Source organism: Chryseobacterium sp., from assembly GCF_008014695.1.
Taxonomy (GTDB): Bacteria; Bacteroidota; Bacteroidia; order Flavobacteriales; family Weeksellaceae; genus Kaistella.
In genome coordinates this window covers 14,381-27,458 of the sequence record NZ_VOXE01000003.1, presented here as the reverse complement: position 1 = coordinate 27,458, position 13,078 = coordinate 14,381, and the positions used below count along the sequence as shown (strand labels likewise).

Annotated in this window: 15 protein-coding genes; 5 read left to right on the top strand and 10 right to left on the bottom strand. The window is 44.0% G+C overall.

Annotated features, from left to right (window positions below; genetic code table 11):
• Window positions 1-12: 12 nt before the first annotated feature.
• Window positions 13-1,317, top strand: a complete 1,305-nt coding sequence (gene sufD, locus FUA25_RS07870; RefSeq protein WP_147756370.1) for a Fe-S cluster assembly protein SufD — start codon at window positions 13-15, stop codon at window positions 1,315-1,317.
• A 78-nt stretch (window positions 1,318-1,395) separates the two neighbouring features.
• Here the strand turns inward: sufD and FUA25_RS07865 are convergent, their stop codons facing one another.
• From FUA25_RS07865 to FUA25_RS07855, 3 genes are read right to left on the bottom strand one after another with little or no spacing between them, the layout of a single operon-like run.
• Entirely contained in the window at window positions 1,396-2,457 is a 1,062-nt protein-coding gene (locus FUA25_RS07865) for a beta-ketoacyl synthase chain length factor (protein ID WP_147756369.1), read from the bottom strand.
• A complete protein-coding gene (locus FUA25_RS07860; RefSeq protein WP_147756368.1) occupies window positions 2,454-3,653 on the bottom strand; it encodes a beta-ketoacyl-[acyl-carrier-protein] synthase family protein in 1,200 nt (399 codons plus the stop codon). The genes FUA25_RS07865 and FUA25_RS07860 overlap by 4 nt, the downstream gene beginning before the upstream one ends.
• 3 nt (window positions 3,654-3,656) lie before the next feature.
• Window positions 3,657-3,914, bottom strand: coding sequence for a phosphopantetheine-binding protein (locus FUA25_RS07855; RefSeq protein WP_147756367.1), 258 nt, complete (start codon window positions 3,912-3,914; stop codon window positions 3,657-3,659).
• A 475-nt stretch (window positions 3,915-4,389) separates the two neighbouring features.
• Here FUA25_RS07855 and FUA25_RS07850 point away from each other — a divergent pair, with 475 nt between their 5' ends.
• The 4 genes from FUA25_RS07850 to FUA25_RS07835 all read left to right on the top strand — a co-directional run bounded on the left by FUA25_RS07850 (window position 4,390) and on the right by FUA25_RS07835 (window position 7,539).
• Window positions 4,390-5,088 (top strand): hypothetical protein, encoded by a 699-nt coding sequence (locus FUA25_RS07850; RefSeq protein ID WP_147756366.1) that lies wholly within the window; start codon window positions 4,390-4,392, stop codon window positions 5,086-5,088.
• A 71-nt stretch (window positions 5,089-5,159) separates the two neighbouring features.
• Window positions 5,160-5,678, top strand: a complete 519-nt coding sequence (locus FUA25_RS07845; protein ID WP_147756365.1) for a hypothetical protein — start codon at window positions 5,160-5,162, stop codon at window positions 5,676-5,678.
• 398 nt (window positions 5,679-6,076) lie between these two features.
• Window positions 6,077-6,616, top strand: a complete 540-nt coding sequence (locus tag FUA25_RS07840) for a hypothetical protein (RefSeq protein WP_147756364.1) — start codon at window positions 6,077-6,079, stop codon at window positions 6,614-6,616.
• 59 nt (window positions 6,617-6,675) lie between these two features.
• On the top strand, window positions 6,676-7,539 hold the full coding sequence (locus FUA25_RS07835) for a GLPGLI family protein (RefSeq protein WP_147756363.1): 864 nt from the start codon (window positions 6,676-6,678) through the stop codon (window positions 7,537-7,539).
• 15 nt (window positions 7,540-7,554) lie between these two features.
• Here FUA25_RS07835 and FUA25_RS07830 read toward each other — a convergent pair whose 3' ends face one another.
• The 7 genes from FUA25_RS07830 to FUA25_RS07800 are packed head-to-tail and all read right to left on the bottom strand — an operon-like array spanning window position 7,555 to window position 13,060.
• Complete coding sequence (locus FUA25_RS07830; protein WP_147756362.1) at window positions 7,555-8,097, bottom strand: 3-oxoacyl-ACP synthase; 543 nt, start codon at window positions 8,095-8,097, stop codon at window positions 7,555-7,557.
• A complete protein-coding gene (locus FUA25_RS07825) occupies window positions 8,094-9,257 on the bottom strand; it encodes a beta-ketoacyl synthase N-terminal-like domain-containing protein (protein WP_228411676.1) in 1,164 nt (387 codons plus the stop codon). Before FUA25_RS07825 ends, FUA25_RS07830 begins: the two co-directional genes overlap by 4 nt.
• On the bottom strand, window positions 9,233-9,670 hold the full coding sequence (locus tag FUA25_RS07820; protein ID WP_228411675.1) for an acyl-CoA thioesterase: 438 nt from the start codon (window positions 9,668-9,670) through the stop codon (window positions 9,233-9,235). Before FUA25_RS07820 ends, FUA25_RS07825 begins: the two co-directional genes overlap by 25 nt.
• Entirely contained in the window at window positions 9,645-10,916 is a 1,272-nt protein-coding gene (locus tag FUA25_RS07815; protein ID WP_185146679.1) for an ABC transporter permease, read from the bottom strand. The genes FUA25_RS07820 and FUA25_RS07815 overlap by 26 nt, the downstream gene beginning before the upstream one ends.
• Window positions 10,906-11,661 carry an ABC transporter ATP-binding protein gene (locus tag FUA25_RS07810; protein ID WP_147756360.1) on the bottom strand — a complete coding sequence of 252 codons (756 nt, stop codon included), beginning with the start codon at window positions 11,659-11,661 and terminating at the stop codon, window positions 10,906-10,908. The genes FUA25_RS07815 and FUA25_RS07810 overlap by 11 nt, the downstream gene beginning before the upstream one ends.
• Window positions 11,661-12,656 (bottom strand): BtrH N-terminal domain-containing protein, encoded by a 996-nt coding sequence (locus FUA25_RS07805; protein WP_147756359.1) that lies wholly within the window; start codon window positions 12,654-12,656, stop codon window positions 11,661-11,663. Before FUA25_RS07805 ends, FUA25_RS07810 begins: the two co-directional genes overlap by 1 nt.
• Complete coding sequence (locus FUA25_RS07800; protein WP_147756358.1) at window positions 12,653-13,060, bottom strand: hypothetical protein; 408 nt, start codon at window positions 13,058-13,060, stop codon at window positions 12,653-12,655. The genes FUA25_RS07805 and FUA25_RS07800 overlap by 4 nt, the downstream gene beginning before the upstream one ends.
• Between the last annotated feature and the right edge of the window lie 18 nt (window positions 13,061-13,078).

The following is a 13,078-nucleotide window of genomic DNA, read 5'->3' as shown; positions in this document are numbered from 1 at the left end:
AAACATTAAAATATGGCATTACTAGAAAATATACAGCATCACCACTCCGCTTTTTTGGAGACCCTGCATCACCGCTTTCTGGATCAGAAACGGATTTCATCGCTTCAGAAGTTCTTTGAACAGGGAATCCCGACTAAAAAAGACGAAGAATACAAATACACCAATCTGAAGGAAATTACCGAAAAGGATTATAATTTTTTCCCGACAGAGCACCACAACATTACAAAAGAGCAGATTGATACCCTTCATCTGGGTGAAGAGAATTTCGACTGGATTGTTTTTATCAACGGACGCCTGCACAAGGAACTTTCAAAGATTTCGATCGAGAACGTTGAATTCCTTTCCTTTAACTACGCGCTGAACGATCCCAATCACAAAGAGGTTTTTGATACGTATTTCAATACCATTTCTGCAGATCTGGCCTTCACGAACCTGAATACCGCCTACTGCAGACACGGGTTTTTCCTGAAAGTTCCGAAGAACATCGTGATCGAAAAGCCGATCCACGTTTTTTACATCTCCCAGAATCAGGAAGAGAATACATTCTACAACACCCGTAATCTCTTAATTGCAGAAGAAGGGTCGAAAGTGGAAATCATTGAAAGCCACCACAATTTCGATGAATCGTACGTCTTCACAAACTCGGTGACGGAAATCTTCACCGCCCGAAATGCAAAAGCCGACTGGCATAAGCTGCAGAACGACAGCGACACGTCTTATCTCATGGATCATACTTTCGCCAAGCAGGAACGCGACAGCCTTACAACGGTCAATACATTCTCTTTCGGTGGGAAACTGGTTCGTAACAACCTTGATTTCATCCACAACGGCGAGAATATCAATTCTTATATGAATGGGATTACGATTATCGGAAAGGAACAGACCGTAGATCATCACACGGCCGTTCATCATAAAACCCCGAACTGCGAATCGTACCAGAACTACAAAGGCGTTTATAAAGACAAATCCCACGGAATCTTCAACGGGAAGATTTTTGTGGATAAAATCGCTCAGAAGACCAATGCCTATCAGCAGAACAACAACATCCTGCTCAATGAAGGCGCTACGATCGATACCAAACCTCAGCTCGAGATCTTTGCAGATGATGTAAAATGTTCTCACGGCTGTACAGTGGGTCAGTTGAATGACGATGCACTCTTTTACCTCCGTGCACGAGGAATTTCCAAAAAAGAAGCACAGGCTTTGCTGCTTTATGCTTTTGCGAATGACGCGATGCAGAATATTGATATCGAACCTTTAAAGGCGAAAATATCCGGTATTCTGGCTGAAAAACTGGAAGTAAGCATGGAATTCTAAACTTTCATTCAGAAGAAATAATACAAAAAGCGTCGGTATAAATTACCGACGCTTTTTTATGTGGAATGTTGCTAATTTTTACACCTTCTGGAGCAGAACCAGGCTGTGGTCTTTCCCTGACATTTGATTGTAAATAAGAATATTATTGATTTCTTTCTTTTCAACAGTATTGATTTTCATGACCTCCGGAATCTGCTGATTTTTGAGGATATGATTCGCCATAAAAAAGGAAAATCCGCTCGAGGTATTGAATTCCCCGCTCAGATGTTTGAAGTACAGTTGTGCTGATTCGGCAAACTGTGGGAGCATTTCGTGATAATAACGGTCCGAATCCAGGTCTCCGCTGAATCCGAGAATTACGGCATCGATATTGGTATGCTGAAGTCCGTTCTTTTGGATAAAACTGCCGATAAAACTCTGTATTTCATCTATTTCAACGGTGTTCTGAATTTTGATGTCTCTCAGTCGCGAATAGGAATTCCCGGTCTGTTCTGTGCTTACAACAAAGAATGAAGCGCCCTCACCCCAAATCACACCGGCGGATCCGGAATGCAGATAATCAGTGGGCAGGTCTTCTTCTTTTTTAATGACGCCGTTCATCCGGTAGAGTTCCAGTGTTCTTTCAGCAGCTTCATCGGCCACGCCAACGAGGATATTCTCCGCGTCTTCATGCTCCAGCTGCAGTTTCGCATCAAGCAGAGAAAATTCCAGTGAAGAAGAAGTGTTCACGTAAGTAAAGTTATAGGCGTGACACTGTATCGCCAAGGCGATCTGTCCCGCAACGGTGTTGTGCGTGCTCTGGATAAAATGCGTCGGTGTCAGGAATTCTTCATGGTTCTGTACCACATTCTTCAGGAATTTCTCCGAATCCTCCGTGCAGCCCATTCCCGTTCCGACAATAATGGCATCAGGATCTTCAATATGTGCTTCGGTTAGGGCTTTCTGCGCAGCCACTGAACTCATTTTCACGACCGTCGACATTCTTCTGAGCTGACCTGCAGGAATGTATTCCTTATAGGCTGGTTCTTCTGCAGGAATGAAATCCTCTTCACCATTGGCTTTCAGTTCTACGAAAAAGGAATCATTCAGTGTGTTTTGGGACGAGATGCATGAAGCACTGTTGATGTAAACGGGTCTCATGATTTCGAAAATATTAAGGTGGAACAGTTGCCGCCGAACCCAAACGAGTTCGACAGGACGTGGTTGATGTCCTTCTTAAGGAGAGCAGTCGTGGGAATCAGGTTAAATTCCTCCATCTTAGTCGTAAAGTTCAGGTTCGGGAAAATAATATTGTGCTGAAGCGCGAGAAGCGAATAGACCGCTTCAATGCCGGCTGCCGCAGCGAGCGTGTGACCCGTGAATGCTTTCGTGGAACTGAAATCCGGGACACCGTCTTCCCCGAAGATCCTGATCATGGCCTTTCCTTCTGAAAGGTCATTGTTCGGAGTGGCAGTGCCGTGAACGTTGATATAATCGATGTCTGTTTTATTGAGTCCTGACTTTTTAAGCGCCTTCTCCATCGCGAGATAGGCGCCTTCTCCGTTTTCCGAAGAAGCCGTCTGATGGTGCGCATCGTTGGCATTTCCGAAACCTGAGAGGTAACCGAGTACTTTTTTTCCGCTTTTCTGCACCGATGCTTCGGATTCCAATACGAGGAAACCGGCCGCTTCACCCAGGTTCAGGCCTTTTCGGTTGTGATCAAAGGGTGTATTGTAGGAATCGGTGAGGATCATAAGGGTTTTGAAACCGTTCAGCGTAAACTTCGATAGCGAATCGGCACCTCCGACGATCACGCGGTCCAGCGTTCCGCTCTGGATGAGTTTTGCGCCCATCATAATCGCGTTTGCGGCCGAGGAACAGGCCGTACTAATTGTGGAAACCAAGCCTTTCAGCCCGAAATAATCTGCAATGCACATGGTGGAATAACCAGCGTCGTGCGAAGAAATGTATTTCTGTTTCTCCGGATGATTTTCATAATCGAAGAAATACTTTTCAGTCATATCCATTCCTCCTACACTTGTCGAGGAAATAAGCCCGGTAGGGATTTCGTTGAGGTCTGTAATACCGGCACTGGCCAAAGCCTCCTTCACAGCGGTAATCGCCAGGAAAGTGGTGCGGGTGTAATTGTTATCAGCGGGAAGACCAAGCCTTTGAATAAACGCTTCGTTGGTGACTTTGATCTCACCGACTTTGATTTCCCCTTTGTGGCGGGTTTCCAGCAGGTCAATGTCGGAAATTCCGTGCCTGCCCGAAAGCAGGGACCGGTAATTCTCCTCCGTATTGAGTCCTATGGAAGAAATCACGCCCATTCCAGTGACGGCCACTTTCTGATTCATGAATTATTTTGTTCGGTTAGCTTCGATGAAGGCTGCCATGGTATCGATGGATTCGAAGATTTCCTTGCCTTTTTTAGGATCGGCCAGCTTGATGCCGTATTCCTTGTCGAGGAGGACGATGAGTTCGAGCGCATCGATGGAGTCGAGGCCGAGACCGCCTCCAAAAAGGGGATCTGAAGTGTTGACGCTTTCCGGGGAAACGTCTTCCAGGTTCAGTACTTCGATGATTTTATGCTTCAATTCTTCTTTCAGACTGTCCATTATCGTGTGTGTTTTTTATCGTTTAAGACAAAGCAAATATACAAAAGCTTTGCCAATCGCTGACAGGATGATCCGGGGTTTGGGTTTTGGAGTCTTCCATTCCGTTGCTGTTTCGCCTCCGTTTGAAAGATCGGGTTGAAGCACGGGTTTATGACATTTTGACGTAAAATAAAATGTATTACAGATCCGGAGATCCTATATGGATCCTATATGCAAACCGTGCTTTTGAGCAAAGGTTGAGAACCTGAAGGTCAGGATATTATGGCAGAATAAAATTTCGGTTTTATATAAGTTCCAATGTTCATAAAATAACCTTTGTTAGTTAAGTTATTATATTTGCTATATTTGAAGGTATGTGCAATGTACCACAAGGGTATGTGCAATTTGTTTTGCTCAATTTAACTATTCGGTGATATTTATGACAAGATGTTATGAACAATATATTTTCAAGAAATTTCAGGAAAAATATATAAACATGCCTACCGGAATCGCTAAATTTAGTGACAAACCAGATGTTATTTTCACATCTTCAAATGGCCAAATCATAGGGATCGAAATTACTGAATGCATTTACAATCAAAATTTAAAGCAATATAGCGAGTTCATGATCAACTTTAATAATGAAGTAATACAACATCTTAATGATAAAATAGCTTTTAAATTTCTGTTGGATATTGAGTTAGATAAAGAATATTCTTTAAGAAAAAGTCAAAGGAAATCGACGATTAATAAATTGTTAGAAATTTGTACTAAAGAGTTTAGTACTCTAGCACCATATGAGTCTAAAAGCATTGAAAACTTGGATTTTGATTTGAACGATCTAAGTATTGAAGTTCAAGAATCTATTCTTGCAAATGGATATCGCAATTTGCCTAAGGGGATTTCAACTATTAATATCACAAGGTACCATGATCTTAATAAGTCCGCTCATTTTGAATCAAACTTTGGAGTAGTTCCCGAGTTCACAGATGAAGACTTAGGTGCCATTCTAACTAAAAAGAATAAAGCCTTGGAAAATTACACAAAGTGTGATAAGTATTGGTTACTAATAGCAGAAGGGTTAGACTTTTACAGTTATATAAGTGCAGTAAATATTACAAGTGAGATTCAAACTAAGTTTGATAGAATATTTATGTACCGAAGATTTAGTTCAGAGGTGATTTCACTTAAATGAATCCACTTCTCAAGTCCCCGCGGGCTTCAAATAGCCACAGCAATTACTTAGTTAATTTACTTCCAAGCGATATGAAAAGAATTAATTTATCTCGTATAATAATGTTTGTCCTGTTGTCTTGCATTGGCAATAAGGCCAGTGGACAGGATGTCAACAAGACTGAAAGCGTTACTATTAAACCTTTTGAGGTAACCATTTTAGACAGTGATTATTCGAGGGCATATTCAGTTCTGACAATTCTAACGAATAAGGAATTGAAAATAGTTTTCAAAAGTGACCTAGTTGGTGGGAAAGATTCAGTTCTTTTTTCACGCCCATTACAACCATCAGATATATTGCAACAAATTAGCATCATCAATCTTGATTCTCTAAAAGAATATTATTCCAACGACTGCATAGCGGATGGTTCTCAAGTGACAGTTACTTTTAAGAAGAATGGAACAGGGAAAACGGTTCACCTGAGCAATTTTTATCAGGAGGATGTTGGAAAAATAATTGGTCTAATAAATTCTTTGGTTCCTGACAAATACAAAGTATGGTATGATAAGAAAGAATTAATTACAGATTATAAAAGATGCAAAGGAAATTAAGCACATTCAAAATTACAGACCATGCAAAAGATTCGCGCGGTAGCTGGAGGAAAGACAAGACGTAATTTATAAATTTGACGTTTACATTTTTTAATCCACGGACTGGAAAATTTACTGAAAAGAAGAAGATGAAATCGATAGAAGAATATGGGAAATTAAGTGGTTATACAACAGGACTTTTACCTGATGTGGAATAAAACAACTTGGTAGCCTTTGCGAACTCCTCATTCCTTCCGACTTGATCCTTCAGTTCAGCCAACATTTAGCCTTCTCTTGACTTTGAATACTCCACTGCTTCCACTACTTTGCACATGAATCCTACTATTCCAAACCATTAAATTATTTGCTAACTTTAGCTTAGAAAAATTACAATGTACCTAAACGCTAAATACTGACCAATGAAAAAATTAATTTTGATTCTTCTGGGAATGTTTTTCATTTCCTGTACTCAGGATAAACCCGCGGACGAAGGTGACATCAGACTGAACAAAGAAACATTTGATTCATTTGCTTCACAACTTAAATTAGACAGTAATTTTTCCGTGCCCATTACCTCGGCAAATAAAAGCACGAAGGGGGCAGAGATTTCATCTATCCTCCTGAAATTGTTAGAGGATGTACAGAAAAAAATAAAGAGTAACCCTGAAATTGGGATGATTATATTTGAGGTGTATCATGACGGAACCTATTTAAATTTTCAAAATTTCAGAGAAATTGCGACTGCTGAACGCTCAAAATATGGCTTGGTTTCTTCAGAGGGATGGTTTGATCACTGGAAGTGTCCAGCAGGTCAAACACTGTCAAATAAATGCTATACACAATCCTGCGCTCAGCAAACTTTGTCGGCACTGGCTCCGGATTTTTCCTCAGGTGAGACAATAACCATTCACGATGGAGGCATTGGGGGTGTGAAGATTTGTTCAAATGTAAAACCTTAAAAAATACTGTGTGGCATCTTTAATTCGTGATAATTCATCTGAATAATAAAAATCTGGCTATGAAAAAAATACCTCTTATACTCGTGCTCACGCTATTTTCGGTGATGTCCTATTCCCAGAGCCAAAGGATCCTGTACGAATATACCTTTAAGCTCGATTCCACCGACCGCGGCAATGCTGAAAAGGAAATGATGGTGCTTGATATCGGTAAAGACGGCTCCCATTTCTACAGTTACCAGAAATTCGTGTACGATTCACTGGTTGCAGCCGAACTCAAAAAGTCTGCCGCTACGATGTCTACGCATATCGACCTTTCCAAAATGAGGAACACTTCCAAAATCGGATCCAGGGTTACCAAGAAATATCCCGGTTTCGAAACAATACTGCACACTTCGGTGGGAGGTGAGCCGTTCACGATCGCCGAACAGCGTAAGATGCAGTGGAATATCCTGCCTGAAACCAAAAATATTGGAGGATTCAAAGCTCAAAAGGCCACTACGGAGTTTGGCGGCAGAAAATGGACCGGCTGGTTTACCGATGAAATTCAGATCCAGGACGGGCCTTACAAATTTTCTAGTCTTCCGGGTCTGATTTTGGAGGTAGGGGATGAGAAAGGTGACCATGTATTTCGCTTTGCGGGAAGCAGTAAACGCAGTACGGCCGCAGCATCCGAAAACGAAGATCAGGAAAAGGGAATTCCGATTACCGAAGAGAAGTTCCGCCAGCTTTGGAATGAATATCTCCGAGATCCTGCGAAGAAACTCCGTCAGATGTTTTCCGGTTCCGATGCTGTACTATTGAGCGTTACCGATGCCAGCGGAAAGCAGCTTTCTCAGGCCGAGATCATCAGAGGCAGGGAGCAGATGCTTCGGGAAAAACTCAAGAAAACGAATAATTTTCTCGAACTCACGCTTTACAGGTAAGTTAAGCGGGATATATTAATCACTCTCAATCGTCCACAATTCCGCCTTATATTCCTCCCCTAAAAGCTCCGTCCAGCCGCAGAGCACTTTTTCGGCTTTACCGGAAAGAATAAGCTGTTCGCTGTAACGGTTCAGGAAATCTTCACTGAATTCATCGAGGACAAAAAAAGCGTTTTCAGTCTGCAGGCCGTGACGGATCGCAACCTCACCCATGCAGATATTCGGCAAAGTATAGACAAAAACCGCAGGGCTCGGGAAGAAATTGTCGGGCGAACTGATGCTTTCCTCATATTTCAGGTCGGTATCCAGACTCGAGGAGCGGTTCGCAAAAACGAGGGCGATGTCTTTCGAGGTTTCATCTTTAAGTATTACTTCCGAGGCCAGGAGCGCCAGTTTGCTCAGCGCATCCATTTTATGGAATTTCGGATAGTTAAGGTCAAAATGCTGATAGGCAGCCTTTGCAAAAGCCTGGAAATCTGCTGAAGGTGATTCAAAAAGAAGAATACCGTCTTTCGTGATGCGCGAATTTTCGATGATGCAGGTATTCGTCTTCTTCATAGATTTCCTTTTTTTAAAACCAAAGCGGCGTTGCAGCCTCCGAATCCGGACGCAGTTTTCAAAATCGTGGTGATCTCTGCAGGTGTGTTTTCTCTGATAATGTTGATGTCCTTCGAAATGCCTGATGTTTCGAAGTTTTTGGAAGGCAGCAAAATTCCCTGCCTTGCACATTCCATGGAGATCACCGTTTCGAGCAGTCCCGACGCACCGAGGCAGTGTCCGTAATACCCTTTCATACTGTTGAGCGGAACTTCCTGCAGATTCATTCTTGAAAATGCGATGGCTTCCATTTCATCATTGTATGGCGTCGCGGTACCGTGCGCGGAAATAAAACTGAGATTTTCCGGATTCACTTCCGCTTCTGCCATGGCTTTCTGTACACTTTTGAAAAGCCCTTCCCCGGTCCGCGAAGGGCCAGAAATATGATTCGCGTCATTCATCGCCGCGTCGCCGGCGATTTCAAACTTAAACTCTTCTTTTCCGGAAAGGTCAGTGGTGATATACACCGCAGCTGCGGCTTCGCCAAGGGAAATTCCGGTGCGGTTGGCGTCGTAAGGTCTGCAGGGTTCACCGCTCATGGCCTGGAACGAGTTGAAGCCGGAAATCACGAATTCCGAGACCTCATCTCCTGCAATCACGAAAGCGTCTTTGGCCAAGCCGGATTTCAGGAGGTTTTTGGCGACTGAAACCGCCAGCACTCCGGAGACACAGGCATTGGAAACCACAATGGGTTTCGTTCTGAAGCCGTAAAAATCTGCGATTTTCTGTGCCAGCTGTGCCAGATAAGCACTTTCAGGCGGCGTTTTCTGATCTTTTAAAGCCGTGATATTTCCTTTCGTTGTCGACAGGATGAGTAAAGTATCTTCGGAGACCTGCTGTTTCTCCATCAAAGGCTTCAGTGCGAGAAGCAGCATTTTCTCCAACCGTGTAAAATCTTTCTCTCCGAATCCTGCTTCAAATTTTTCATTCAGCAAACGGTCATCGATGACCGAAGCGAAGAAATTCTCCCGCCCGCCGAAAAAAGAATGGGATTTAATACCAGATTCGCCTTTCAATAAAGCATTGAAATTCGATTCCACCTCGAAACCCAAAGGCGTCATGATATTGTATTCGGTGATATAGGCAGAAGCGGGCTTCATAAGCCCATCGTGTTTTTCCATTCCTGAAAGAAAGGCGGATTATAGAAAGAAAGATTGCCGTCGGAATCCAGAAATACCTGCACGGTCTCGCCACTGCACACGAGCTGCTCCGCCTCGTTAAAAAGGCGGTATCTGAAAATGAGTTTTGCGGAGTCGGATGGGATAAAGGTCGTTTCAATCGTAAAGGTATCGCCGTATTTCAGCGGCAGGAAATGTTCGCACATGCTTTTCACAATCGGAGTGGCAAAGCCCTGTTTCTGAACATCAAGGTAAGAAAGTCCCCATTTGCGGCCGAAAGCCTCACGACCTTCTTCAAAATAGGTGATATAATGGCCGTGCCACACAATTCCCAACGGATCCGTTTCGTTGAAACGCACCCTTAAGGTTTCTTTAATCTTTAAATCTTTATCAGGAAGCATGTTTTCGGTTTTCATAAACTAAAGCGATCAATACCGTGGCCAGATAAAACAGGAAAAGATACACACACCATTCCAGCACTCCGGAAATGGAAGCGTTTCTCAGGATAATATCGTAATAGGCGTTCAGTCCCCAGTTCATCGGGGAGAATTTCGAGATCGTCTGCATGAATTCGGGCATCATAAATACTGGAACCCAGATGCCGCCGATCGCTGCAAGAATAACCACCGACGTGGCTCCAAACGGCGCCGACTGTTCCTGCGTGTCGGCTAAAGTTCCGAGCAATACCCCGAAACCGATGGCGGCAAGTCCGGCAAAGAAGGTTACGAAGAGCATCGGAAGCAGTTTTCCGTCGATTTCGAAAACAGGTAAATGAAAGAACGGAAACAGATAAATCCCGACTGCCACCATGAGCAGGAACTGCACAAGGCAGATCATCAGATACGTCACCGTTTTGCCGAATACGTGAATGAAATACGGTGTCGGACTGGTATTTAAGCGGATGATCGTTCCCTGATTCTTTTCTTTCACGAGATTGATGGAGAGCGGAACGACAATAAAGAAAATGGCAAAAAGCGCCCATGCCGGAACATTGTGCTGCACCGAGTTTGGTAAAATTTCTTTGTCTGCCTTTTTCGGAACCATTTCCTTGAACGTGATGAAGTTTTTGGTATTGTCGAGTTCTTCGCCGGTGCCCAGTTCTTCCTGAAATGCTTTGTAAATCTTTTTGTTTTCGATCTTGAAAACCATCTTGTCTACGGTATTGATGATGCCGCTTTTGAATCCGGGATTGGTGGCCGGATCAAAATAGAGATGGATTTCCTTTGCCGCAGTGGCAGGTGCGGTAACGGAAGTGCTGTCATCAGTTCCAGCACCAAGGGAACTTACAATCGTCTGCACTTTTTGGGAAATTCCGGTATTCAGATCCTTCGACAGGTCTTTTGGAATGACTACAGCCAGCTGATATTCGCCGTTGAAAACCGCTTCCCGGGCCGCAGCTTCGTCATGTTTTCCGGTAATGATTTCGAAGGTGTTGCCGTGCTGGAGTTCTTCAATGATGGTTTTGGAAACTTCGCCTTTGTCATTATCCACCAAAACCATGGGCAGTTTCGTGCCTTCCAGTGTTTTGAAGGATGAATCCTGAATAAGCGTGATGGTTACGATCAGAATCAGGGGCATGAGAAAAATGATGACGATGCCGCCGATGTCCCGCTTCAGCAGGAGCATTTCCTTCCAGATAGCGCGCCAGAGTTTATACAGCATCACGAAGTTCTTTTCCGGTTAAAGCAATGAAAACATCCTCCAGGTTTTTGGCGTTTTCGGTTTGCGCAATGAGTTCTTTCGGGCTGCCGATGGCGAAAATCCTTCCCTGGTCAATGATTGCGATCCGTGTGCAGAAATCTTCGGCTTCGGATAGATGGTGCGACGTATAGATGATAGTTGTACCTTTTCTGTTGAGTTCCTGCAGGTATTCTATGATGACGTTTCTTGACTGCACATCAACGCCAACCGTAGGTTCATCCAGGAAAAGGACTTTCGGGTTGTGCAGGATTCCGGAGATGAGGTTGCATCTTCTCTTCATTCCGCCGGAAAAATGACCAATTTCTTTACCGGCAAAGTTCGTAAGTCCCACTTTTTCAAGCGCATCGGCAATTTTCTTTCGGAGATCGTTGTGCTTCAGGCCGTATAAACTGCCGAGGAACATGAGGTTTTCTTTTGCCGTCAGTGTCGGATAAAGCGCATACTCCTGTGGCACAATTCCGATCTGTTTCTGAATGGCGACTCGGTCGATTTTCGGTGAGAGTCCGCTGATCTTATACGTTCCGGAGGTGGGCTTGATGAGACCGCAAAGCATGGAGATCAGCGTGGTTTTTCCGGCGCCGTTGGGTCCAAGGATGCCGAAGATCTCGTTTTCGGCGATCTCCAGAGAAATATTGTTCACTGAGAAATCATCTGCGGTTTTGTATTTCTTATAGAGCTGGCTGATTTCAATAACAGGCTTCTCCATTAAATCGCTTTTTTAAGTTTTTTGTAAAAGGCTTCCTCCAGATCTGCAATATGTAGCATTGATTTGGAGAGGTCATCATACACATTGGTTTTCGTGCTGCGGTTTTTATAAACGCGCGCAATATCTACCGCAAAATCCCGCCACAGGTCACCGATCATCGTGATTTCTTTCGAGAGTTCCCGCAGTTTTTCATTCTGAAGAACATCAGCAGCTTCCTGAAGGAAAGCACCGTAAATAAAGCGGAAACCGCCGCCGCCGGTCCCGATCTCTTCCTGCATCCTGATGAGCTGACCAAGGTAATGGTTCGTGGTCTTCGTTCCTTTTTTCGTGGCCCACTTTGGAATGCTTCTGGCTACCCAACGGATGGCATTTACGCCAATCAGCGGAACAGGTGCGAGCATTTTGCTGCAGGTTTCGCGGATTCCTTTTTTAATGGCGTCCTCGAGTTCAAGTTTTTCAGGAACGAACACTGGGTAGTACATATGGCCTTTCGGGGCGAGCGCGCCTTTAGCATAACGGACTTTTTCCAGCTCCGCCTCAGAAAGCGTGGTCGTGAAATCCATGACCGGATCGCTGATCAGAAAACGGCCTTCGTGTTTTCCGTACACCACGAGATTATGCGCATTGAAGTGGAATTTATATTCTTCCGGAAAATAAGTCAGGTTAAAAACCCCAACCTGAAGTCCGGTGGGGATGTTGTTTGCGAGATTTCTTTCCAGCGCGAGCTGTGCTTCCTTTGGGTTCGAGAATTTCTCTCTCTTTATTTTGATGCCGAGGCGTTTTGCTGCTTTTGTAAAAATGGTTCCAGGCATCGGACGGTAACTGAAACCGGGCGCAAAATTGATCTTCAGGAATGGCAGGTACACAAAAAAAAGTCCGGAGCCGATCCCGAAAACCATCGGTTCGCTGAGGTGGAGGCCTTTATTCCGGAGGAGATTGGAGGCAACGCCGTTTTCGCAGTGGGCGGTTTGATGATGTTCAAAATCTACTTTCATGAGTTTCCGTCAAAATTTTTTAATTCCTCTGCATCGATCTCAAATGCCTTTGCGTATTTTTCGAGCGTTTTGGCGCTCAGTTTCTTAAAACCCGTGGGTTTCAGATGTCTTTTTACAAAAAAGCTCCAGATTCCGACGTACGCGGAAAGCACGCCGACATCCATCTTGTTTTTTTCCATAAAGTAAAGAATAGGGCTTGCCGTTCCCGCCGCAACATCTTTCTTCGCCTGATCAACCTTTTCCTGAATGAGTTCCAGGGATTCTTCCAGCGCGAGTTTCTTGGCTTCCCAGCCGGTGCTGTTCGCTGTGGTATATTGATCGTTTTCGTCAGTTACATACACCACTTCCGTCATATTGGCTTTTTTCAGCGTACTTTCGTCCTGCGGAAGATCCTGTTTTTTCATATCTGTTTATTGAAAGAC

Coding starts and splice junctions, on each gene's coding strand:
- FUA25_RS07820 (WP_228411675.1), bottom strand. CDS start 9,670: ATGAAAACCGAAAACATGCTTCCTGATAAAGATTTAAAGATTAAAGAA.
- FUA25_RS07845 (WP_147756365.1), top strand. CDS start 5,160: ATGAAAAGAATTAATTTATCTCGTATAATAATGTTTGTCCTGTTGTCT.
- FUA25_RS07825 (WP_228411676.1), bottom strand. CDS start 9,257: ATGGAAAAACACGATGGGCTTATGAAGCCCGCTTCTGCCTATATCACC.
- sufD (WP_147756370.1), top strand. CDS start 13: ATGGCATTACTAGAAAATATACAGCATCACCACTCCGCTTTTTTGGAG.
- FUA25_RS07815 (WP_185146679.1), bottom strand. CDS start 10,916: ATGCTGTATAAACTCTGGCGCGCTATCTGGAAGGAAATGCTCCTGCTG.
- FUA25_RS07800 (WP_147756358.1), bottom strand. CDS start 13,060: ATGAAAAAACAGGATCTTCCGCAGGACGAAAGTACGCTGAAAAAAGCC.
- FUA25_RS07835 (WP_147756363.1), top strand. CDS start 6,676: ATGAAAAAAATACCTCTTATACTCGTGCTCACGCTATTTTCGGTGATG.
- FUA25_RS07855 (WP_147756367.1), bottom strand. CDS start 3,914: ATGGACAGTCTGAAAGAAGAATTGAAGCATAAAATCATCGAAGTACTG.
- FUA25_RS07860 (WP_147756368.1), bottom strand. CDS start 3,653: ATGAATCAGAAAGTGGCCGTCACTGGAATGGGCGTGATTTCTTCCATA.
- FUA25_RS07830 (WP_147756362.1), bottom strand. CDS start 8,097: ATGAAGAAGACGAATACCTGCATCATCGAAAATTCGCGCATCACGAAA.
- FUA25_RS07805 (WP_147756359.1), bottom strand. CDS start 12,656: ATGAAAGTAGATTTTGAACATCATCAAACCGCCCACTGCGAAAACGGC.
- FUA25_RS07850 (WP_147756366.1), top strand. CDS start 4,390: ATGCCTACCGGAATCGCTAAATTTAGTGACAAACCAGATGTTATTTTC.
- FUA25_RS07840 (WP_147756364.1), top strand. CDS start 6,077: ATGAAAAAATTAATTTTGATTCTTCTGGGAATGTTTTTCATTTCCTGT.
- FUA25_RS07810 (WP_147756360.1), bottom strand. CDS start 11,661: ATGGAGAAGCCTGTTATTGAAATCAGCCAGCTCTATAAGAAATACAAA.
- FUA25_RS07865 (WP_147756369.1), bottom strand. CDS start 2,457: ATGAGACCCGTTTACATCAACAGTGCTTCATGCATCTCGTCCCAAAAC.